The 21,538-nt window shown below is 64.4% G+C and carries 23 protein-coding genes; 11 read left to right on the top strand and 12 right to left on the bottom strand.

Going from position 1 to position 21,538, the window contains the following annotated elements; all coding sequences use genetic code 11:
* Positions 1-38: 38 nt before the first annotated feature.
* Together HJO_RS11325 and HJO_RS11320 are read right to left on the bottom strand one after the other, a co-directional pair.
* Positions 39-929, bottom strand: coding sequence for a DUF4349 domain-containing protein (locus HJO_RS11325; protein ID WP_035616971.1), 891 nt, complete (start codon positions 927-929; stop codon positions 39-41).
* Between the two features lie 114 nt (positions 930-1,043).
* Positions 1,044-2,591, bottom strand: a complete 1,548-nt coding sequence (locus HJO_RS11320) for an acyl-CoA carboxylase subunit beta (protein WP_035616970.1) — start codon at positions 2,589-2,591, stop codon at positions 1,044-1,046.
* A gap of 137 nt (positions 2,592-2,728) precedes the next feature.
* On the opposite strand from HJO_RS11320, the gene HJO_RS11315 reads away from it, so the two are divergent.
* The 9 genes from HJO_RS11315 (at position 2,729) to HJO_RS11275 (ending at position 9,003) form a co-directional block, all read left to right on the top strand.
* The gene (locus HJO_RS11315) at positions 2,729-3,346 is read left to right on the top strand and encodes a TetR/AcrR family transcriptional regulator (protein ID WP_035616969.1); all 618 of its coding nucleotides are present in this window, start codon (positions 2,729-2,731) and stop codon (positions 3,344-3,346) included.
* Positions 3,347-3,351: 5 nt separating this feature from the next.
* Positions 3,352-3,795, top strand: a complete 444-nt coding sequence (locus HJO_RS11310) for an SRPBCC family protein (RefSeq protein WP_035616968.1) — start codon at positions 3,352-3,354, stop codon at positions 3,793-3,795.
* A 44-nt stretch (positions 3,796-3,839) separates the two neighbouring features.
* Positions 3,840-4,808, top strand: coding sequence for an SRPBCC domain-containing protein (locus tag HJO_RS18700; protein ID WP_241764732.1), 969 nt, complete (start codon positions 3,840-3,842; stop codon positions 4,806-4,808).
* A 130-nt stretch (positions 4,809-4,938) separates the two neighbouring features.
* Complete coding sequence (locus tag HJO_RS11300) at positions 4,939-5,283, top strand: DUF1428 domain-containing protein (protein ID WP_035616967.1); 345 nt, start codon at positions 4,939-4,941, stop codon at positions 5,281-5,283.
* Between the two features lie 123 nt (positions 5,284-5,406).
* On the top strand, positions 5,407-5,709 hold the full coding sequence (locus HJO_RS11295) for an SCP2 sterol-binding domain-containing protein (protein WP_035616966.1): 303 nt from the start codon (positions 5,407-5,409) through the stop codon (positions 5,707-5,709).
* Between the two features lie 66 nt (positions 5,710-5,775).
* On the top strand, positions 5,776-6,741 hold the full coding sequence (locus HJO_RS11290; RefSeq protein WP_051618549.1) for an alpha/beta fold hydrolase: 966 nt from the start codon (positions 5,776-5,778) through the stop codon (positions 6,739-6,741).
* A gap of 64 nt (positions 6,742-6,805) precedes the next feature.
* Complete coding sequence (locus HJO_RS11285; protein ID WP_035616964.1) at positions 6,806-7,459, top strand: DUF5671 domain-containing protein; 654 nt, start codon at positions 6,806-6,808, stop codon at positions 7,457-7,459.
* Entirely contained in the window at positions 7,443-7,937 is a 495-nt protein-coding gene (locus tag HJO_RS11280) for a hypothetical protein (RefSeq protein WP_035616963.1), read from the top strand. Before HJO_RS11285 ends, HJO_RS11280 begins: the two co-directional genes overlap by 17 nt.
* 61 nt (positions 7,938-7,998) lie before the next feature.
* A complete protein-coding gene (locus HJO_RS11275; protein WP_035616962.1) occupies positions 7,999-9,003 on the top strand; it encodes a zinc-dependent alcohol dehydrogenase family protein in 1,005 nt (334 codons plus the stop codon).
* 11 nt (positions 9,004-9,014) lie between these two features.
* Here the strand turns inward: HJO_RS11275 and purH are convergent, their stop codons facing one another.
* The 7 genes from purH to htpX all read right to left on the bottom strand — a co-directional run bounded on the left by purH (position 9,015) and on the right by htpX (position 17,941).
* The gene (gene purH / locus HJO_RS11270) at positions 9,015-10,616 is read right to left on the bottom strand and encodes a bifunctional phosphoribosylaminoimidazolecarboxamide formyltransferase/IMP cyclohydrolase (RefSeq protein WP_035616961.1); all 1,602 of its coding nucleotides are present in this window, start codon (positions 10,614-10,616) and stop codon (positions 9,015-9,017) included.
* A gap of 57 nt (positions 10,617-10,673) precedes the next feature.
* Entirely contained in the window at positions 10,674-12,566 is a 1,893-nt protein-coding gene (locus HJO_RS11265; protein ID WP_051618531.1) for a polysaccharide biosynthesis protein, read from the bottom strand.
* Positions 12,563-14,290 (bottom strand): heparinase II/III family protein, encoded by a 1,728-nt coding sequence (locus tag HJO_RS11260; RefSeq protein ID WP_156945599.1) that lies wholly within the window; start codon positions 14,288-14,290, stop codon positions 12,563-12,565. The genes HJO_RS11265 and HJO_RS11260 overlap by 4 nt, the downstream gene beginning before the upstream one ends.
* 23 nt (positions 14,291-14,313) lie before the next feature.
* Complete coding sequence (rpe, locus tag HJO_RS11255; RefSeq protein ID WP_035616959.1) at positions 14,314-14,982, bottom strand: ribulose-phosphate 3-epimerase; 669 nt, start codon at positions 14,980-14,982, stop codon at positions 14,314-14,316.
* 95 nt (positions 14,983-15,077) lie between these two features.
* A complete protein-coding gene (locus HJO_RS11250) occupies positions 15,078-15,575 on the bottom strand; it encodes an outer membrane lipoprotein (RefSeq protein ID WP_035616958.1) in 498 nt (165 codons plus the stop codon).
* 187 nt (positions 15,576-15,762) lie between these two features.
* Positions 15,763-17,037, bottom strand: a complete 1,275-nt coding sequence (locus HJO_RS11245) for an RsmB/NOP family class I SAM-dependent RNA methyltransferase (protein ID WP_035616956.1) — start codon at positions 17,035-17,037, stop codon at positions 15,763-15,765.
* Positions 17,038-17,041: 4 nt separating this feature from the next.
* Positions 17,042-17,941 (bottom strand): zinc metalloprotease HtpX, encoded by a 900-nt coding sequence (gene htpX / locus HJO_RS11240; RefSeq protein WP_035616954.1) that lies wholly within the window; start codon positions 17,939-17,941, stop codon positions 17,042-17,044.
* Positions 17,942-18,044: 103 nt separating this feature from the next.
* On the opposite strand from htpX, the gene HJO_RS11235 reads away from it, so the two are divergent.
* The gene (locus HJO_RS11235; RefSeq protein WP_035616953.1) at positions 18,045-18,269 is read left to right on the top strand and encodes a DUF1674 domain-containing protein; all 225 of its coding nucleotides are present in this window, start codon (positions 18,045-18,047) and stop codon (positions 18,267-18,269) included.
* A 10-nt stretch (positions 18,270-18,279) separates the two neighbouring features.
* On the opposite strand, the gene HJO_RS11230 is transcribed toward HJO_RS11235, so the two are convergent.
* Both HJO_RS11230 and HJO_RS11225 read right to left on the bottom strand, forming a co-directional pair.
* Positions 18,280-19,302 (bottom strand): SDR family oxidoreductase, encoded by a 1,023-nt coding sequence (locus tag HJO_RS11230; RefSeq protein WP_035616951.1) that lies wholly within the window; start codon positions 19,300-19,302, stop codon positions 18,280-18,282.
* Between the two features lie 47 nt (positions 19,303-19,349).
* Complete coding sequence (locus tag HJO_RS11225) at positions 19,350-20,288, bottom strand: DMT family transporter (protein ID WP_035616950.1); 939 nt, start codon at positions 20,286-20,288, stop codon at positions 19,350-19,352.
* Here HJO_RS11225 and HJO_RS11220 point away from each other — a divergent pair.
* Entirely contained in the window at positions 20,287-20,571 is a 285-nt protein-coding gene (locus HJO_RS11220; protein ID WP_035616949.1) for a hypothetical protein, read from the top strand. The genes HJO_RS11225 and HJO_RS11220 overlap by 2 nt on opposite strands.
* On the opposite strand, the gene HJO_RS11215 is transcribed toward HJO_RS11220, so the two are convergent.
* Positions 20,562-21,449: an SDR family NAD(P)-dependent oxidoreductase gene (locus HJO_RS11215; RefSeq protein WP_035617186.1), complete on the bottom strand. Its 888-nt coding sequence runs from the start codon at positions 21,447-21,449 to the stop codon at positions 20,562-20,564. The two genes, HJO_RS11220 and HJO_RS11215, sit on opposite strands and share 10 nt — an antisense overlap.
* Between the last annotated feature and the right edge of the window lie 89 nt (positions 21,450-21,538).

Raw genomic sequence — 21,538 nt, 5'->3', positions numbered from 1 at the left:
CTTCGCGGTCGCGAGGATGAGGCCCGGGTGGCCGGTGGTCAGGTCTTCTTGCGGCGGATGCGTGGCCAGATCAGCTTCAGCCAGAACCAAAGGAAGAAGCCAAGCAGCAGAAGCCAAGGCAGGCCGACGGCGAAGGCCGTGATCACGGCCGCGACAGCGCTCGACAGGTTGTAGAAGAAACCGCCAAAGGCGTTGCCCAGTGGCTCGAGCGCCCCGCGTGACACGGGGTTGCGCTTGGTCTCGTAGCTGACCGAGAGCTGGCTCATGTTGACCCGCGCCATCAGCGCCTTTTTCGAGGATTTCAACGAATCGATCTCGCCATTGACGCGGGCGAGCTCGCGTTCGGTGTCGAGCAGTTCGCCGAGGTCGCCGGGGCGGCTGTCGAGCAATTGCTGGATGCGCGTCTGGAGCGCCTCCTGCGCCTTGAGGCGGGCATCGGTGTCGATGATCGTGACGGTCAGGTCTTCGGCAGTGGTCTGACGGCTGGTCACTTCGCCATTGACGGCGTCGGCTTCAGCCTCGACGCCGCCGAGGAACGTGTCGATCCAGGCCGGGATGGCGCGCAGGTAGAGCGAGCCGGACGCTTCATCCTCCGACCAGGCATTGAGATAGGAATTGGTGATGATGCAGGTGTCGGGACCGGCCGCCTTGCAGGCGGCGATATGGCCCTGCATCACCGGTTCGATCGATTTGACCGGCAGGCGCATGCCGATGGCATGCGAGTAGGCGATGTATTGCTGGACGCCCGGTTCGGCCGGGGCCGCGCCATCGGCCTGCATCGGGGCGGCATCACCGGCTTCCATCATCGGGGCGGGTGGCGGCGGCGCCATGGATGGTACTGCCTCGGAGCGGTCCATGCTGCCTGGGCCGCCACAGGCGGCGAGCGCAAGGGCGGCAGCCGCGCCGATCAATAGCTTGTATGTGTTCATTTTCAGGGTCCCTCCACAGGTGCACAGAGCCATCATGAAACCCGAATAAAGGCAATATGACGCTGGAAATATGGACAGGGCGTGCGCCCGCACCGGGTCAGGCAGCGGATGGCCCTAGGGGCGGTAGCCGTGGCGGAACTCGCCGGTCTCCACGATGCGGGCCGCATGGTGCATGAAGTCGACGAGCAACGGGCGCGTGTCGCGCGGGTCGATGATTTCCTCGGCGAGGAAACTTTCTGCCGTGCGGAAGGGCGAGCGGATGGCCTCGAACTTCCTGTAGAGCTGGGCCTTCAGTTCCTCCGGGTTCTCGGCCTCGGCGAGTTCCTTGCGGAAGGCCGCTTCGATGCCGCCGGCCATTGGCAGGCTGCCCCAGTCGCCACTGGGCCAGCAATAACGCCACTTGGTCCGGGACTGGTTCATCATCGCCGAGCCGGCGAGACCATAGGCCTTGCGGATGACGACGGAGCAGACCGGGACGCTGGCCTGGTAGATGGCGGTCATGGTGCGGACGCCGGCACGGGTGACGCCGGCCGTCTCGGCCTTCACGCCGACGGCAAAGCCCGGGCAGTCGACAAAGTGCACGACCGGCAGGTGGAACATCGAGCAGAGGTCCATGTGGCGGGTGACCTTGTCGCAGACATCTGCCGTCCAGGCGCCGTCGAGGAAGAAGGGGTCGCCGGCGAGGATGCCGACCGGGTAGCCGTCAATGCGGGCCAGGCCGCAGACCATGCCGCGGCCCCAGTCATGCCCGATCTCGAAGAAGCTGTGCCGGTCGACAGCGGCTTCGATGATGCGGCGCGGCTTGTAGGGCGTCTTGCCGTCGGTCGGCACGATGGAGAGCAGGAAGTCCTCCTTGCGCTTCGGGTCGTCGGTGGGCGCGGTGCGTTCGGGCAGGTGGTGGACCGAAGGCGGCAGGTAGGAGAGGAAGCGGCGGGCGGCCTCGAAGGCATCGGCTTCGCTGTCGACGACATTGTCGACCGTGCCGTTCTGGCCCTGGATCTTCCAGCCGCCGAGTTCTTCCTTGGTGACGTTCTCGCCGAGGGCAATTGCAACCGGCGGCCCGGCGACGAAGACCTGGGAGAGTTCCTTCACCATGACCGAGAAATGGCTCGCGGCGACGCGACCCGCGCCCATGCCGGCGCACGGACCGAGCGCCAGCGAGACGAATGGCACCTGCGTCATGCCGTGGACGATCTCGTTCCAGCCGGGCGTTTCGGGAATATAGGTGCGCGGGTCCTTCTCGAGGCTCTTGACCGAGCCGCCGCCGCCGGTGCCGTCGATCATCTGGACCAGCGGCATCCGGTATTCGGTCGCCATCCTGATCGACTGGACCATCTTCTGCCAGATCGCGGCATCGGAGGCGCCACCACGCACGGTGAAATCGTCGGCGAGGATGACGGTGGGCTTGCCGTCGAGCGTGGCACGGCCGGTAACGGAGGTGGACGGGGTGAATGCCTCAAGCTCGTCGTCAGGGCCATAGGTTGCCTTGCCGGCGATCTTGCCGACCTCGTGGAAACTGCCCGGGTCCGCCAGGAAGGCGACACGCTCGCGGACAGTCAGCTTGCCGCGTCCGCGCTGGCGTGAAACCGGCTCCTCGCCGCCCATCTTTTCAGACAGGCGTTCGCGCCGGCGGAGTTCCTCGATCGATTTTTTCCATGACATGGCCCCATCATTCGGCGGTGAAACCCCCTGTGGTCAAGGCTTTACGGACCGAATGCGAAAGATGCCGTTGCGGCAGGCTGGAATCCAGATTGACATCATACCGACCAGTCGGTATGTTATTGATGAGGAGATGCGTCATGGCTGCACGCAAGGCCCCCGCGAAAGACAAGCTGATCGCAGCCGCCGTGAAGGTGGTGCGCGAGAAGGGCTTCAACGCCACGTCGGTGGACGAGCTTTGCGCCGAGGCGGGCGTTACCAAGGGTGCCTTCTTCCACCATTTCCCGACCAAGGTGGATTTGGGCATCGCGGCAGCCGACGCCTGGAAGGTCCACGCGAATGATCTTTTCGGCAGCGCACCCTACATGGATCACGAAGACCCGTTCGACCGCCTGCTCGGCTACCTGGAATTCCGGCGCGACATGCTGGACGGTCCAGTCGCGGAGTTCACCTGTCTTGTCGGCACAATGGTGCAGGAATCCTATGACACGCTGCCGGCGCTGCGCGCCGCCTGTCACGCCTCGATCTGGGGCCATGCGCTGACATTGGTTGACGATATCGAGGCGGCTCGCGAGCGGCATGGCGTGACCGGCGACTGGACCGCCGAAAGCCTTGCCCTGCACACTCAAGCTGTTCTGCAGGGCGCCTTCATCCTGGCCAAGGCCGACAATGGTGGCGGCGCGGCGCGTGACACCGCCAACCACCTGATCCGCTATGTGCGGATGCTGTTCAATTTGCCCCCAGTGCCAATGGAGTAGAGCTCATGCCGAGTACCGTCCGCCTGCATCGCGTGCTGACAGCGACGCCCGAGAAAATCTACCGTGCCTTCCTCGATCCCGACGCGTACGCGCAGTGGCTGCCGCCGAACGGATTTACGGCGAAGGTGCATTCCATGGATCCGACAGTCGGCGGAACGTACCGCATGGCGTTCACCAATTTCACCAGCGGGCACACCCACGGCTTTGGCGGTGAGTATATCGAGCTGAAGCCCGGCGCGCGAATCAGACACAAGGCCACGTTCGACGATCCGAACCTGCCCGGCGAGACGATGACCACCATAGACCTGAAGGCCGTGTCGGTCGGCACCGAGATTTCCGTGGTTCAGGAAGGCATCCCTGATGAGATCCCGGCCGAGGGTTGCTATCTCGGCTGGCAGGACTCCCTGCTCAACCTCGCCCGGCTGGTGGAGCCTGACATTCCCGACTGATCCGGAGACCGGCCCGTCATACCCCGTCAGCAAAGGAGACAATCATGGCTGATCCGACTGCCCCCGAAACGCCCCACGCACTTGACCTTGTCCTTGAGCGGACGATAGTCGCGGGTGCGGATGCACTCTACCGCTGCTACACCGAGCCGACGCTCGTGAGGCAGTGGTTTTGCCCAAAGCCGTGGAGGGTGACCGAAGCCAGGCTCGACCTGCGTCCTGGTGGCGCGAGCTACCACCGAATGGAAGGACCGGACGGCGAAGTGAATCACGTTCGCGGCCAGTATCTGGAAGTCGTGCCGGACAAGCGAATTGTCGGGACGGATGCTTTTGTCGGCGGCTGGGTGCCGTCCGAGAAACCGTTCATGACCTCGATCATTACCTTCAAGGACCTTGGCGACGGCACGACGCTGTACCGCGCGGTGGCTCGCCACTGGAATGCCGAGGACAAGAAGATGCACGAGGAGATGGGCTTCCATGAAGGCTGGGGCAAAGCGGCCGACCAGCTGGAGGAACTCGCGAAAAGCCTGCCACGGGAAACAGAGGCGCGCGTCGCGCCAGCCAATCCCGGCGACGGCCATGAAGTCGTGCCGCACCTTGTCTGCGCCGGCGCGGCCGATGCCATCGCCTTCTACGCGCGTGCATTTGGCGCCACCGAGATGATCCGCCTGCCGACGCCTGATGGGCGCCTCTACCACGCCTCGGTCGCCATCAATGGCCAGATGGTCATGCTGGTGGACGAGTTCCCGGAGCAGAGCTGCCTTGGCCCCAAATCCATCGGCGGGACACCCGTCACCATCCATCTGAGCGTGACCGATGCCCAAGGTGTGACCGATAGGGCGGTGAAGGCCGGGGCGACGCTTGTCATGCCGGTGGAACGCCAGTTCTGGGGCGACCTCTACGGCATGGTTGAAGACCCGTTTGGCCACCGCTGGTCGATTGCGACACCGGGCGAGAATGCGCCGCGCACGAACGAAGCCCTGCAGGCGGCGATGAAACAAGCGGCGCCGGAATGATCGCCGCGCCAGAGGGCGCACCTTTCGTCTGGCATGAAAGCGGCGCGGAGGCGGGGCGTGAAGGGGAATGATATAATTCGATAGCGCGGTGATAGAGGCCGCTTTTGCAGGATAGGAAAGGAAGGCGAATATGACGTATGTGGATGGATTCCTGATCGCGGTGCAGACCGCTCGCAAGGATCGCTATTTGGAGGTCGCACGCGAGACCGCGGTGCTGTTCAAGAAACATGGCGCGCTCAGCGTCGTGGAAAACTGGGGAAGCGATGTGCCCGATGGCAAGGTCACCTCCTTCCCGATGGCGGTGAAACTGAAGCCGGATGAGACCGTGGTCTTCTCGTGGATCACCTGGCCGTCGAAGGAAGCCCGCGACACGGGCATGGAGGCGGTGATGCAGGAGATGGGGACGCCGGATGACGTCCCGTTTGACGGCCAGCGCATGATCTTTGGCGGGTTCGAGACCATTTTCGAGGCCTGAAACCGCACCGGACGGGCGAACGTGGCTGGCCTGAACGATTCGGGCGCGCTTCAATCTTTACTTGCGTTCCCCTGCATCCCTCTGCTTTATCCCCGCAAGACCCATTCCAAAGAGGAGCTCGATATGGATCTCACAGAACTCACGGCAAAAGCATCATCCGCTGTCCAGCCCGGCGGCGATTTCACGAAAAAGGTGAAGTTTGATTTTGGCAGCATCGGCAAGCTGTTCATCGATGGCGCTGCTGGCAAGGTCGACAATTCCGACGGCGCAGCCGATGCGACGATCAAGGTCGACTGGGACGATTTCAAGAAGATTTCCGGCGGCGAAATGGACCCGACAATGGCCTTCATGCAGGGTAAACTGAAGGTTGAGGGCGACATGTCCGTTGCCATGCAGCTGCAGAACCTGATGAAGAAATTCTCGTAAGGCCCGTGACGGCTTTCCAGCTATGAAGGGGCCGCCCCGGGGAAACCTGTGGGCGGCTTTTTTCTCATGACAGACCAGATTGCGCCGCCCGAAGCCGAATACCGGCAGGACTTCGTGACCGTTCCCGGCAACCCGCCGCCGGACGGCGCTGAGATCGTCTGGTTCAAGGGCAGTGGCGGCCGATCACTGCGCGCCTGTGTCGCCCCGGCCCTGACCGACAAGAACCCGCGCGGCACGGCGATCGTGTGTCCCGGGCGGACCGAGTTCATCGAGAAGTATTTCGAGGTCGGGCGCGAGCTGCAGGTCATGGGCTTTGCTGTCGTGATCATCGACTGGCCGGGACAGGGCCTGTCGGATCGCCTGCTCGATGATACGAAAAAGGGGCATATCGACCGGTTCGAGACCTTCATGGGCGCGCTCGCGAGGGGGCTCGAGAAACTCGATGACCGCCTGCCGCGCCCCTACGTGTCGCTGGCTCACTCGATGGGCGGCGCGATTGCGCTGGCGGCCATCGCGCAGAATCTCGTCAAGGTGGAGGCCGCCGCCTTTTCGGCGCCGATGTGGGGGCTGAAATCCAAGTTCTTCGGCATGAACTATCTCGTCTGGGCGATGCGGGCGACGGGCCGATCAGACGATTACGCCCAGCAGCCGGGCCCGCCGGAGACGTTCGAGACCAATATCGTGACGCACGACAAGCGCCGCTGGCAGATGCAGCGCGACCTGTGCGACGCCGCGCCGGAACTGGAGCTCGGGCCGGTGACCTGGGGCTGGCTGGGCGCATCGATGAACATCCTGTCCACCTTCGGCAAGGCAAAGGCCCTGAAGCATGTGACCATCCCGGTCTTCGTGGCATCGGCCAGCGAGGAGAAGCTGGTCGACAATGCGTCGCATGAAGCCATCTGCAAACGCCTGCCCGACTGTGAACATGTCACCGTCGAGGGGGCCTTGCACGAAATCCTGATGGAAACCGATGATCGGCGTGCCGAGTTCTGGGAAGGCTTCCAGCGCCTGCTGCAACGCGCCGGCATATGATCCGACTGGTGACGGACTGGGAGACGGGATAGACTGACTGCCGGAACAGGGGAGTGAGGACGCGATGGCCGACAAGACACTCGTGGAATTCGTCAAGGAGAGCCTCGAACGAGGGCAGTCGCGCACCGCCATCGTTGACGCACTGGCCAAGGCCGGCTGGCGCAAGGGCGAAGTTGACGCGGCGCTGGAAACGTTTTCCGATGTGGTCTTCCCGGTCGCCGTGCCCCGCCCGCAGCCTTACCTTTCAGCCCGCGAAGCCTTCTTCTACCTTCTGTTCTTCATCCTGCTGGGCATTGTGTCCTACAGCCTCGGCTCGCTGCTGTTCGCGCTGATCGAGTATGCCTTTCCGGACAAGGCAAACCCGAACGACTATCGTGTGCTGAGGCTGAAATCGCAGGTTCGCAGCGGCGTGTCGGGCCTGTTGGTGGCGACACCGATCTTCCTCTGGCTGGGTTACATCCTGCGCGGCGCGCGGCGCCGGAACCCGCAAATGCAGCGGTCACGCATTCGCAAATGGCTGACCTATATCAGCCTCGTCATCGCCGGCTGTACGCTGGTTGGGGACGGCATGTCGCTAGTCTACAATTTCCTCGGTGGAGACCTGACCGTGCGGTTTGTCCTCAAATCCCTTGTGGTGGCCGTGATCGCAGGGGCGATCTTCACCTATTTCATCGGCAATGCAGAAAAGGGAGACAAGGGCGATGTGGACTCCCAGTGAATCCGGAGACTGGCTGGCCATCGCGCTTGTCGGGGTGGCCGGTGCCGCCATTGTTGCGGGGCTCGCGATCATTGGCGGTCCGGGAGCAGCGCGGCAGGAAAACCAGGACGCAGCGCGCCTTCAGGCGCTGGCAGTGACTGCCAACGCGCTCAACTGCTATCACCGCGGGATTGGCCTCCTGCCGGAAGACATGCAGAGCGTCCGGATAGCGATCGAGGATTCAGGTTCGCCGGCGCGGCTTGCCGCAGGGTGTCGCAATGCGCAATGGCAGGACGATCCGATTTCAGGCGAGGCGTTCGAGATTGTGCCCATTAACGACCGGAAAGCCCAGATCTGTGCGGTTTTCGCCCGGCCCGCGGGCCGCACCTCCGGGATGGCGTATCATGGCTCGGGCGCTGACTATATCGACCTGGCGACGCCGCGTCCCGAGGCGGGGCGGTTCTGCTACACCGTGAGTCTTGTCGCGGAACCCGACTGATCTGCTTGACTTCCCTAACGTCGCCAACCCACGTTCGGTGAAAGCGAAGAGGAAGCACCCCATGAAAGTAGCCGCCGTCAAAAAGCCCGGAGGTCCCGGAAACCTGGTGATCGAAGAGCGCCCGGACCCGAAACCCGGACGGGGTGAAATTCTCGTTCGCGTCAAGGCAAGCAGTCTCAATTATCATGACTTCGTCGTCGTCATGGGGGGAATCCCCACGCCGGACGGGCGGATCCCGATGTCGGACGGGGCCTGCGAAGTGGTGTCTGTCGGCGAAGGGGCATCGCGGTTCAAACCAGGCGACAAGGTTCTGGGCCTGTTCTTTCCGAACTGGCATGCCGGCGCACCGCAGATGGCAGGCTTCTCCAGCGTGCCCGGAGACGGGGCGGACGGCTTTGCCGCCGAACTCGTCGCGGCGCCCGAGACGGCGTTCACGCGGATGCCGGAAGGCTATTCCTTCGAGGAGGCCGCCACGCTGCCCTGCGCCGCGCTGACAGCCTGGCGGGCGCTGATGGTGGAAGCCCGAATCAAGCCCGGCGATTGGGTGCTGACACAGGGCACGGGCGGCGTGTCGGTCTTCGCGCTGCAATTTGCCAAGGCGGCCGGCGCGCGGGTGATCTCGACCTCCTCGTCGGATGAAAAGCTCGAACGCATGAAGGCGCTCGGCGCGGACCACCTGATCAATTACAAGACGACGCCTGACTGGGGCAAGAAAGCCAAGGCCCTGACTGGCGGGCGCGGCGTTGACGAAGTGGTCGAAATCGGCGGACCGGGGACACTTGCCCAGTCGATCGCCGCAAGCAGGATGGGCGGGCACATCTCGCTGATCGGTGTGCTGACCGGCGTTTCGGGAGAGGTGCCGACAGCGGCGCTGTTCTCGATGAACATCACGCTGTCAGGCATCACGGTCGGATCCGCAAGCATGCAGGAAGACATGATTGCGGCGATCGAGGCCAATGGCATCAAGCCGGTGCTGGACCAGACATTCCCGCTCGACAAGATTGCAGATGCGTTCGCCCATCAGGCTTCGCAAAAGCATTTCGGCAAGATCGTCCTGTCTATCTGAGAGAGGCGGGCCTAGTGCCGGAAGTGGCGCATGCCGGTGAACACCATGGCAAGGCCGGCTTCATCCGCGGCGGCGATCACTTCGTCGTCGCGGATCGACCCGCCGGGCTGGATGACGGCAACCGCGCCAGCCGAAGCGGCCTGCAGCAAGCCGTCGGCGAAGGGGAAGAAGGCGTCTGACGCGGCGACGCAACCCTTCGTCCTCGGCTCCGGCCAGCCAGCGACTTCGGCGGCATCCTCGGCCTTGCGCGCGGCGATGCGGGCGGAGTCGATGCGGCTCATCTGGCCAGCGCCGACACCCACCGTGGCGCCGTCCTTGGCATAGACAATCGTGTTCGACTTGACGTGCTTGGCGACGCGCCAGGCGAAGAGCAGGTCATCGAGTTGCTGCTCGGTCGGGGCAATCTTCGTCACCACTTTCAGGTCGGCCCGGGTGATGCGGCCGAAGTCACGGTCCTGCATCAGGAAGCCACCTGCCACCGTCTTGACGAAATGGCCCGGTGCGGCCGGATCCGGCAGGCCTTCGGTGATCAGGAGGCGGAGATTTTTCTTCTTCGCGAAGACCGCTTCGGCGGCCGCATCGGCGCCGGGGGCGATGACCACTTCCGTGAAGACCTGGGAAATCTCTTTCGCCGTCGTCTCGTCCAGTGGGCGGTTGAGGGCAACGATGCCGCCAAAGGCTGATGTTGAATCGCAGGCGAGGGCAGCGCGATAGGCCTCGATGATGGTCTTGCCCTGCGCGACACCGCACGGATTGGCGTGCTTGATGATGGCAACGGTCGGCGTTTCCGCGCCCAGTTCGCCGATCAGTTCGTAGGCCGCATCCGTATCATTGATATTGTTGTAGGAGAGCGCCTTGCCTTGAAGTTGTTTCGCTGTGGCGACGCCGGGGCGCGTTGCGCCGGTGACGTAGAAGGCGGCCTTCTGGTGCGGGTTCTCACCATAGCGCAGGGCTTCCTGCAGCTTGCCGCCGATCGCAGCCCAGTCGGGCGCGCTCTCGCCAAGCTGGTCGGCATACCACCCGGAGATGGCGGCGTCATAGGCGGCGGTGCGGGCATAGGTCTTGGCCGCCAGCTTGCGGCAGAGCGAGACAGGCACCTGGCCGTCATTGGCTTCCATGTCAGCGATCACCGCGTCGACATCGCCGCCATCGGTGCAGACGGCCACGAAGGCACCGTTCTTGGCGGCGGCGCGCAGCATGGCCGGGCCGCCAATGTCGATATTCTCGATGCAGGTCTCGAAATCCGCGCCGGAAGCGACGGTCGCCTCGAACGGGTAGAGATTGACGTAGATGAGGTCGATGGCGCCGATGCCGTGGGTCTCGGCATCCTTCACGTGGGACGGGTTGTCGCGCAGGTAGAGCAGGCCGCCATGCACGGCCGGGTGAAGCGTCTTGACGCGCCCGTCCATCATTTCCGGGAAGCCGGTAAGGTCGGCGACGTCCTTTACCGCAAGGCCTGCCTCTTTCAGCAGTTTCGACGTGCCGCCCGTAGACACCAGTTCGACGCCCATTGCGGCGAGTTTGCGGGCCTGGTCGACGAGGCCTGACTTGTCCGAAACCGAAAGCAGGGCTCTGCGGACGCGAATGGCGGATCCGCTGTTTGGGTCGGACATGGTGTTTCCTCTGGCGGCTGAATCAGTCCGCGCGGGGTAGCACGACCGGCCAGAGCGTCAAGCGCTGTGGCGTTGAAGTCGTTCTGCGCGATTGGCACCGTATTCCGGCACCAGGATACCGAGCAGGCGCAGGGCTTCGGAGCGGTCGCGACGGCTGGCAGCCTCGATCAGGGCCAACAGCTGCTTGTCGAACAGTTCGCCATGGCCATTGACCGATGCGACCCGGTTGATCCCGTCGACGCGGGTCGGGCTGATCTGTTCGTGGTCATAGGTCAGCACTTCGTGCATCTTTTCACCGTCGCGCAGGCCCATAGTCACGATCTCGATGTCGACTCCCGGGACACAGCCCTTGAGGCGGATCATCGTCTCGGCCAGTTGCAGGATCGGGATCGGTTCGCCCATGTCCAGAACGAACAGGTCGGACGTGCCTTGCCCGCCACCGAGTGCGGCGGCCTGCAGCACGAGGGAAGAGGCTTCCTCAACGGTCATGAAGAACCGCGTGACCCCCGGATCGGTCAGCGTGATCGGCCCGCCGGCGGCAATTTGACGCTCGAACAGCGGCACGACCGAGCCCGACGATCCAAGCACGTTCCCGAACCGGACCATGGATGCGGACATGTTCGATTCTGCCGCGATGCGCGACACCGCGATTTCCGCGAGCCGCTTGGTTGCGCCCATGACATTGTCGGGATCAACGGCCTTGTCGGTTGAAATGAACACGAAGCGTTTGGCCCCGACGGAGACCGCGGCGCGCGCGGCACTCACGGCGCCGGCGACATTGGTGAGGATCGCTTCGCAGAGATTGTGTTCCATCAGGGGAACATGTTTCAGCGCGGCCGCGTGGATCACGAGATCCGGCTGGGCGCGCTGGAAGACATCTGTCAGACGCGCCGTATCGCGGACGTCGCCCAGCCGGGTCACGACCTCAACGCCAGGCGCCTCGGCCGCAAGGGACATGTCGATGCTGTAGAGATTGAATTCCGACGCGTCGAGCACGGTGAGACAGGCAGGAGACAGGGCCGCGACCTGGCGCGCCAGTTCCGAGCCGATCGTGCCGCCGCCACCGGTGACCAGCACTTTGGCACCTTCCACGATGCTGCGCACTGGCGTGATGTCGAGCTGGCGTTCCGGCCGGGAGAGCAGGTCTGCAGGGTGCACGGGCTCGAGCACCTGCGCGGCCTCGTCGCTGCCGAGCGCCATGATCTCGGCGCCGTGGGTCGAGGCAACGGCCAGGACCTGCAACATGCCGTCGCGCTCGCGCGCGACCCCGGTTACCGCGACCCAGGGCGTTTGTCCGTAGCGCACCTTCATCACATCGATCACCGTGCCGAGATCGCTCAGGCAGCCCATGATCGGCACGCCACGAATGGCCCGGCCGGGATCCTTGCCACGCATTTCGACCACGCCGAGTACGCGGACCTTGCCGCCCTGCGGTGAGCCCTGCAGCCGGCGAAGCACGTTCACGCAACTGTCGACATCCCCGACCAGGAGGACCGGCTGGCCGGCCCGGGCAACCGGGCTGAATATCTGCAGCGGCATGCGTGTCGATCGCGACAACGCCAGCATGCGTCCCGAGAACAGGAAGACCGTCAACAGGACGAGTGCGACGAGAAGGGTTGCCCAGGGCGCCACGAGCCGACTGCTCAGCAACAGCATGACCGGCAGGTAGATCAGGGTCGACAATCCGATCGCCTGGACGATCATCACGGCATCCGGCCAGCCCATGTGGCGCCAGACCTGCTTCTGCACGCCGCGGATAACGAATCCGGCGCCGACCGCGACCACGAAACACGTCGTGCTGACGATCATTGCGTCCAGAGACAATGCCCCGACCACCTTGTCGGACGACCAGACGAGGATAGAGGCAAGGATCATCGCGGCGGTGGCCGCAACAATGTCGAATCCGAGCGTCAGCGCCATGGCGCGGCGGGCAGCATGGAGCGGGTTCATGCCGCTGCCTCCCGCAGGAATGCCCAGCGCACGCAATTGGGCGGCTCATTGCCGTCGCCGTTCGGGTCTGCATAGCCGGCCATGACGATCTGCTCGGGTTGTTCGACAATCCCGCGCGCGAGATAGACGGTGCGTTCGAGGCGGGTACCCTCATGGCTGGTCTTGAAACGCCAGACAGTCCCATTGTCACAGATCAGTCGGATAGCATCGCGAGACATCATGGCAGTTACCGTCGGATGGAGATGGAAGCGGATCTCGAAATTGATGAACTTGTTATCGTCGGAAGGTGGCTGGGAAATCGGCCGGACCAGCGAGTCTTCGCCTGTCAGGCGGGCGCCGTCGCCGGACATGAACAGGCGCCGGCGGTGCAGCAGGCCGCAGGGCGCCTTGTAGCCGCTGTGCTGGGCGTCCAGCCAGATCTCGTCGGATTCCTCCAGCCGCTTGGCTGAAATGCCTTCCGGACCGCTGGCAGCCAGGACGCGGCTTTCATCATTCATGACGAAACTGGAGGAGTCGCGGCCGGCCAGGACGAGCGTGGAGTGGGCGCCGGTGCGGCGGACAGCCGCCTGCCAGTCGACGTTGACCTCGGCGCTGTACCCGCACGAGGTGACGATGCGGGCGGGGCCGTCGGACAGTTCGAAGCCGAGGGCGCCGGCATGGGCAAAATCGCCGAACGGCGGCAAGGGCGCCTCGCCGCAGTCGAGGACAAGCCGCAACGCGCCCTTCTGCAGTTTCTGGAAGCCTGACTTGGGGGCGAACGTGAACCGCCGGGGCGGCGCGCTGAGACGGGACAGCGCCGCTTCGACAGTTTCGGGGCGGGCCTCGTCGCCATCATTGAACGTGTTGAGGGCACCGTCCTCGGTCTGGAAGAAGGCGAGCATCGCCCCCATGCGCGATACCCACTTCCCGAAGAATTCCGGAACCACATGGCCAGCCTGCTGCAGCACCTCCTGCAGCGTGAGGAGGTTGAGGAGCGCTGACAGCAACCGCGCAGGGCTGCGGCTGACATGGCCGCCATCCGGCAGGATCTGCGCGGTGCATTCCCCATCGAGGCGGGCAAGTGCTTCGTCGAGCTTCTGTCCACCGTCGAGGCAGATCGCGCGCGCCACGAGCACGCAGGATCCCATCCAGCGGGTTTTCGGGTCTGACGTATGCTCCAGCGCGTCGGCCAGGTACCGCAGTTGGCGCACGAGGTTTTCCATCCGTGCGTCTCTTTCGGACCCGCCACCGTTCGGGAACAGCACGTCCGAACAGCGCATCCAGTTCCACAAACGATAGGCTGTCGGCTCGGCGCGCCAGGCAAATCCGTCGAATGCACCGAATGCCTCGATCCAGGAATCGACGAATTCGACAGCGCGTTGTTCGCCGGCCTCGCCCTGAGAAATGAGGTCGGGCAGCCAGTCAAAGCGGTGCAGGCGGTCTGCGTAATGGCGCGAGGGCAGGGCAGCGGTCCAGGGTGCGGCGCCCTTGGGAAGGGTCAGCCGCTCCATCCCGATGCGCCACGTGTCGCGCATCAGCGCCTCGCCGCGCCATGTGTCGGGCGGAATGATATCGGGAAGACGGACAGAAAAGCCCGAAGGCACAGCGCCGGCAAGCTTCAGGCGCTGCAGGGCGCCGATGCGCGCATCTTCGCCGCCAACGCCGCGGAATCGACGCCAGATTGCCGCGTCATCAGCTACGGATCTTCGCCGGTCAGCTTGGAATTCGCTGTCTCCACCTCCCAAGGCACGACCCATCCTGTAAGCTACTATACGTGAACGCCCGGCCGAAGGGCCCGAATATTGGCACCATAGGCCGAGCCGCCACCATTGAAAACGGCGGAGCCGGCAACAATCGCAGTCACCCCGGCCGAGATGGCGCGAGGCGCAGTCTCTGAATTCAGGCCGCCATCAATCTCCAGGATTATGTCACGCCCGGTCTGGTCAATCATCCGGCGCAGGATTTCGACCTTGCGCAGCTGGCTTTCGATGAAAGCCTGGCCGCCAAAGCCTGGATTGACCGACATGACGAGGATCAGGTCGACATTGTCGATGACCGGTTCGACCAGCGCCGCGGGTGTGCCGGGATTGAGCGCCACACCGGGGCGCATGCCGGCTGCGCGGATGGCCTGGAGGGTGCGGTGGAGGTGGGGGCCGGCTTCGGGATGCACGGTCAGGATATCGGCCCCGGCCTTCGCAAAGGCCGGAATGAAGGGATCCACCGGCGCAATCATGAGGTGCACATCGAAGGGCTTTTTCGTGTGTGGCCTGAGTTTTTCGATCACAGGTGGCCCAAAGGTCAGGTTCGGCACGAAGTGGCCATCCATGACGTCAATGTGGATCATGTCCGCGCCCGCAGCGTCGATCGCACGGATCTCATCGCCGAGACACGCAAAATCGGCCGAGAGAATCGACGGGGAAATCAAGACCGTACTCATCCTTCCTCCCTAAAATGGAACAGCCGGCCGCACAAGGCAGCCGGCTGTCGGTTAGCTATTATTTAATGGCTTGCCCGGCTGCCAGGCAGGCCGGATCAGTAGCCGCCGCGGGGAACCAGTTTCCAGCCGTCAGCACCGGCAATAATGTCGACCGACGTGCCGGGCGCGATGTAGATGTCGGCGCCCTGGATGATTTCCTTCACTTCGCCATTGCTGAAGCGGACGATGTAGGCATAGCCCTGCTTGGTGCCGAGCGCCTTGCCGGCCTGGTTGCCGATCACGCCGCCAGCGACCGCGCCGCCGATGGCGCCTGCCGTCTGGGCCTTGTCGCCGCCGCCGAGTTCAGACCCGGCAAGACCGCCGAGTACGGCACCTGTGGCAACGCCGAGAATAGACCGGTCCGGCTTGATGGTGACGGCCCGAACCGACGTGACGGTGCCCTGATAGACCGTGGCAGCCTGGCCGACGGACTGGGTGCTGGTCGTTCCGACACCCGGATTGTTGGCACAGCCCGCGAGGGCGAGCGTCAGGGCGGTCAGTGCACCGGCCATGTACCGGCCAGGAACAGTGCGGAAGTGGGTAGTCGAATTCATGTCAGTGCTCCTTGCACATTGTATGGGCACGTTTTGCCCCGGCTCAGCTGAATAGCAGATGAACCTGCAGCGCTCATTTCGTTGTAATCTGCGACTTTTCAATGGCCTGATCGGCCAAATGCAGTGCCCGATCGCACGGGCCCAAGTGGGTTGTTTACCATGGCTTTGCCCGCAAAACGGGCGGGAATCACAGCTCGGTCCGCTGCAGGCGGGCAATGTAGAACGTGTCGTGGTCGCGTCCCGGGCCGGGCAGGGTCAATAAATCTCCCGCCTTCGTGATCGTCGCCTCAAAACCCGGCACCTCATGGGCCTCCACTGGACGCCGTTCGAGACGGCCTTCAGCGATGGCGGCGTCGACGATCTCGCTGCCTTCGGCAGGGAGCGGCGTACACACGCAATAGACCAGCGTACCGCCTGGCTGGAGCATGTCTGTCGCTGCGGCGAGGAGACGGGCCTGCACGGCCGGAAACCGGGCAATGTCGGCCTCCCGCCTGATATGGGCGCCTTCAGGGTGGCGCCGAAGGGTTCCGAGCGCGGAACAGGGGGCATCGAGCAGGATCTTGCTGACCGGCGCGTCGGGACGCCAGGTTTCAGCGTTCGCCGACACGATCCGGGCTTCAAGACCCGTCCGGGCCAGGTTTTCTTCCAGCAGGCGCAGCCTGGGTGCGGAACGGTCGACAGCCGTGACATGCGCGCCGGCCGCTGCGAGCTGGAGCGTCTTTCCACCCGGCGCGGCGCAGAGGTCGATCACGGCCTCACCGGCGGCCGGTGCCAGCAGCTGGGCGGGCAGCATGGCCGCAGCGTCCTGTACCCACCAGTCGCCTTCCGCATAGCCTTCCTTGGCCTCTATGGCCCCTCCAGGCACCCTTACCGCCCCTCCGGGCATGACATCCCCGCCGGTTGCGGCCGCGACGGCGGCGGGGTCGGATTTTGCGGTGAGGTAGAGGACAGGTTCGGTGAGCTGGCTGCTGGCCAGCGCTTCAGCGGCTTCGCTGCCAAGGGATGAGACAAAGCAGGTGCGCAGCCAGTCCGGCCAGATATCCAGGGGTGATTGCTGTGAAAAATCGGGTCTTTCGCGGTCGGCCCGGCGCAGGACCGCGTTCAGGAAGGCCCCGCCGGAACGGGCTTCGGGCCAGGACTTCGCCGCCTCGACGGTTTCGCCGACAGCCGCGTGCGGCGGCGTATCCATCAGCCAGAGCTGCGCGGCGCCGGTACGCAGCAGGGCCCGAATGGGGGCGGTCACGGCGGGTAGCGGACGTGAGAGGAGGGGGGCAAGGGCGCCGTCGAGGCGCCCGAGTTCCCGAAGGGCGGCGCTGGCGATGGCGCGGGCAAAGCCGCGGTCGGATCCTTCCAGCCTGCCGAATACCTGGCTGGTCTCCATTGCATCGTCGAGCGTGCGACGGCTGTCCAGTGTCAGGGTAAGAAGGTCGGCCGCTGCGCGGCGAATGTCCGCGCCACTCATCGGTTCAACCCCACGGTCCGACCGCGTGGCGGGCAGGCTCGAGTGGCGCTGCAGTCGCTTCCATGCGCTCGCCGGCCATCCGGCGCAGCGCTTCGACGCGGGCCGCTGTCGACGGGTGGGTGGAGAAGAGATTGTCGGCGCCGCGCCCACTAAGAGGGTTGGAGATGTACATGTGGGCCATCGCGGGGTTGCGTTCGGCCTGTACGTTGACCGAGGCACGCGAGCCGCGCTCGATCTTTTCCAGCGCGGAGGCGAGCCAGAGCGGGTTGCCGCAGATTTCGGCGCCTTTGGCATCGGCTTCGTATTCCCGCGACCGGCTGATGGCCATCTGGACGAGGCCGGCGGCGATCGGGGCGATGATCATGATGGCGAGGGAGCCGATCAGGCCGGCCCGGTCGCGCCCGAAGAAGAAGGCGAAATTCGCGAGCATGCCGATTGCCCCCGCGATGGTGGCCGTGACCGTCATGGTCAGCGTGTCGCGATTGCGGACATGGGCGAGTTCGTGGGCCATGACGCCAGCGACTTCCTCGCGGGTCAGCATGCCGAGCAGGCCCGTTGTCGCCGCAACGGCAGCATGGTCCGGGTTGCGGCCGGTGGCGAAGGCGTTCGGCTGGGGTGTCTCGATGATGTAGATGCGCGGCGCAGGCAGGCCGGCGCGCTCGGCCAGCGAAACGACATCATTGGCGAACGTGCGCAGCATCGGCGTCGTGGTTTCCGGTGTCAGTTCGCGCGCGCCCTGCATCCTGAGGACGATCTTGTCGGCATTCCAGTAGGAGAACACGTTCATGGCTGCGGCGACAACAAAAGCGATCGCCATGCCCGGCACGCCGCCGACCAGGTAGCCGATCGCCATGAAGAGTGCTGTCAGCATTGCCAGCAGTATGAAGGTCTTCGCTGTCCCCATCGGGTCTATACTCCACTCTCACGTGTCATGCCGTCGCGGCCATTTACGGCAGGTACCGCAAAATATATGGTGACCGTTAATGAATTAAGGAGTCGGCGCACACATGACTGATAATTTACCACAGCGGAAGACCGACCCGCTGGAAAAGGTGCGCCGCATGGCCCTGCCGGCCGCAGCCCAACGTGCGCTGGAAGAGGCTGATGCCCGCCGTGCTGCCGCGAATGCGGCTGCGGCGAAGCTGCCAGATGACGAATCCGGTGGGCCGCGCACGATCGAACCGACGCGCTACGGTGACTGGGAACGCAAGGGCATCGCCTACGATTTCTGAGGCAGTGCGGTCAGACGACGCCCGCATCGACCAGGCTGTGCGCCCCCGCGAGGATGGCCTCCTCCGCCGTATGCGGCTGCCAGCCGAGCACGCGCCGGGCCTTCTCGTTCGAGATGTTCCGCTCGCGGCCGAGCTCCGGCAGGATCAGTTTCAGGCTCGGATTGAACAGGGCCATGCCTTTCAGCAGGAAGTCCGGCAGCGTGCCTTTCGGAAGCTTCTTCTGATAGGCCGGGAATTCGGCGCGCAGGATCTCGACGACTTCGGAAAACCACATGAAGGGCTGCGAGACGAGGAACCGCTCGCCGGCTGCTTCCGGAACGGTCATGGCGGCAACATGGGCGGATGCGACGTCACGGACATCGACAATGCCAAAGCCGATCCGCGGTACGGCAGGAATCTTGCCTGACATGGGCTGCGTCAGCAGTTCGAGGGAGGCCGACAGGTCGCCACTCATCACCGGTCCCAGAACGGCGGCGGGATTGATCACGGCCAGTTCAAGGCCCTTGCCCTCACCGTTCACATAGTCCCAGGCGGCGCGCTCCGCGATCGTCTTTGATCTCGTATAGGCGGTGTTGTCCTTCAGGTTGTCCGGGTTCGACCAGTGTTCCTCGGTCAGCAGGGCCGGCCGCTGGTCACCCCAGCCATAGGCGATTGCGGCCATGGACGAGGTCAGCACGACGCGTTTGACGCCCGCCGCCTTCGCCGCTTTCAGGACGCGCAACGCGCCGTCGCGGGCGGGCCGGATCAGGTCGTCGGGATCCTTCGGCACGCCGGCCGGGAAGGGCGAGGCGACATGCAGGACAAAGTCCATGCCGAAAATGGCTTCGGCCCAGCCCTCGTCACGGTCGAGGTTTGCGGCGACGAGCTCGATGGAGACCGGCTTGCCGGCATACTTGCTGAGCACGGCGTTGAGGTTTGGGCCGCTGGCGGCAGAGCGGGCCGTGCCGCGGACCTCATGCCCGGCGGCGATGAGTTGAAGGATGACGTGCCCGGCGATGAACCCCGTTGCACCCGTGACGAGAACCCTGGCCATCTTACTCTCCCTCAGCTTTGTTCAATCATGAGCGTGAACGGGCGGGTTCACAAGGGCGGCGCCACAACCCGGGCGCGCAGGCGATGCTCGCGATAGGTGATGTAGAACGTGGCGGCGATGATGATGGCTGTGCCGACCCAGGTCCATGGACCCGGCAGGAGGTGGAACAGGAGCCAGTCGACCAGGGCCGCCATGGGCAGGCGCAGATAGTCGATCGGCGACAGGAACGAGACATCCCCGATGCTCATGCCGCGGATGTAGAGATATTGCCCGACGGCGCCGCACAGGCCCATCAGGCCGATCAGGCTCCAGTCCTGCCAGGATGGCGCGACGGCTGGCCATTTCCAGATCGCCAGCGGCAACAGCAGCACCGAGGACAGGAGGTTCGCCCAGATCAGCAGGGTCATCGGCCGGTGCAGCCGTGACAGGGATTTCACCAGGGCGATGGCGCCGGCCATGCAGACCGCTGCGCCGAGTGCTAGCAGGGTGCCGACGCTGACGCCGGTTTGCGGCTGGGTCATCACGAGGACGCCGATGAAGCCGGCCAGCGTTGCGCCCCAGCGGTGCCAGCCGACAGTCTCGCCCAGGAAGAGCGCGGCGATGATGGTGATGAACATGGCCCGGGAAAAGCTGATCGCGTTGAATTCGGACAGCGGCAGCCCAACCGCGTCGGAGACGGCATAGAAGCTGAGGATGAATCCCATCGTGCCGAACAGGCTGCGCAGGAAGACCATGCCGGGCTGCTGGATGCGCATGATGCCCAGCCCCTGCTGGAAGATGATCGGCAAGGTGATGACCAGCGCGATGGCGGTGCGCCAGAAAGCGAGGAAACCGGGATCAAAATGGGCCGACTGGAGTTTCGACAGGGTCAGGAACGCCGTGAAGACGGCGCCCGAGGCAATCATCCACAACGCCCCTTCGAGGTTGCGCGCCCGTTGGGGACGGTTATCTTCGCGAACGGCAAACAGGTTTGGGCTATCAGGCATGGAACGATTCACCGCGTCGGAGATCGATGAGATTGACCGCCTCTGGCGGCTCTTGCCGATCGACCACATGTGGACCGGCTGGGCAACCGCCGGGGAAGAACCCGAACAGGTCTGGATCTTCCGCACGCGGGCGCACTGGCGCCGGTTTCCCCTGACCAAGACGGCCAGGGGCTATGTCCTGGCGGACGAGCATGGCCGCCGCATGTTCCGGGCCCCGACACTGGCCGACCTGTTGCACGCCGTCGAGGCGATACCGGGGCTGGAAGCGGTCGTTCAGGACTGAGACCCGGACGCCATCGCGACGCGCATCTGCTCGGCCTGTTCCGGCGTGATGCCGAGGGCATCAAGGATCGGACTGGCTACTTCCTCGTTCCAGCTGTGTGGTGGGCCGACTGTCATGCCGCCATCGACGAGGAATTCGCCGCCGGTGACGAAGCCGGCCGCGTCCGAGGCAAGGAAGGCGGCCATTTCGGCGATGTCGCCGCCGCGGCCGACACGACCGATGGGCTGCATCTTGCCGCCAGCCTGGGCCAGCATTTCGGCCATCTGGTCAGATTGTTCACGGGTCATGCCGAGCGCGCCGCCGAAGATCGACGTGGCGATGAAACCCGGCAGGATGGCGTTGACCCGGATCTGGTACTTGGCCAGCTGGGCGGCGGCCAGCTTGGAGAAATGCGCCACGCCCTTCTTGGCAACCGAATAGGTGATCGGGGCATAGCCGGCACAGACGGCGCTGATCGACGACGTGTTGATGATCGCGCCCTTGCCGCGCGCCTTCATGTGGGGAATGGCAAACTTGGTTCCCGCGAAGACCTGCTTCAGCAGCAGGTTCATGGTGAAGTCGTAACCATCGAGGTCGAGGTCTTCGATATCCGTCGGCGTGCCGCCAGCACCGGCATTGTTCCACAGGATGTCGAGGCCGCCAAAGGCGTCGACCGCTGATTGCATCAGCGCTTCGAGTTCGCCCATGTCGGTGACATCGCAATGGATGTAGCGGACAGTGTCTGCGCCGAAGCGGGTTTCAAGGGCCTTGCCCTTTTCGTCCTGCACGTCGCCGGCGATGACCTTCGCGCCCGCCTTCACAAAGGTCTCGACGCCGGCAAGGCCAATGCCGCTGGCTGCGCCTGTGATGATGGCAATCTTGCCGCTCAGGTCTGTCATGCTCGTTTCCTCCGGTTTTCCGGTCACATGCGCCGGGCTTCCGCAGGGAACGTCAAGGGAGGCGCCGAAAAGTTTCCGGCCGTCACCGG

This window comes from Hyphomonas johnsonii MHS-2 (assembly GCF_000685275.1).
Classification (GTDB): Bacteria; Pseudomonadota; Alphaproteobacteria; order Caulobacterales; family Hyphomonadaceae; genus Hyphomonas; species Hyphomonas johnsonii.
This window is presented reverse-complemented; position numbering and strand designations above follow the sequence as displayed.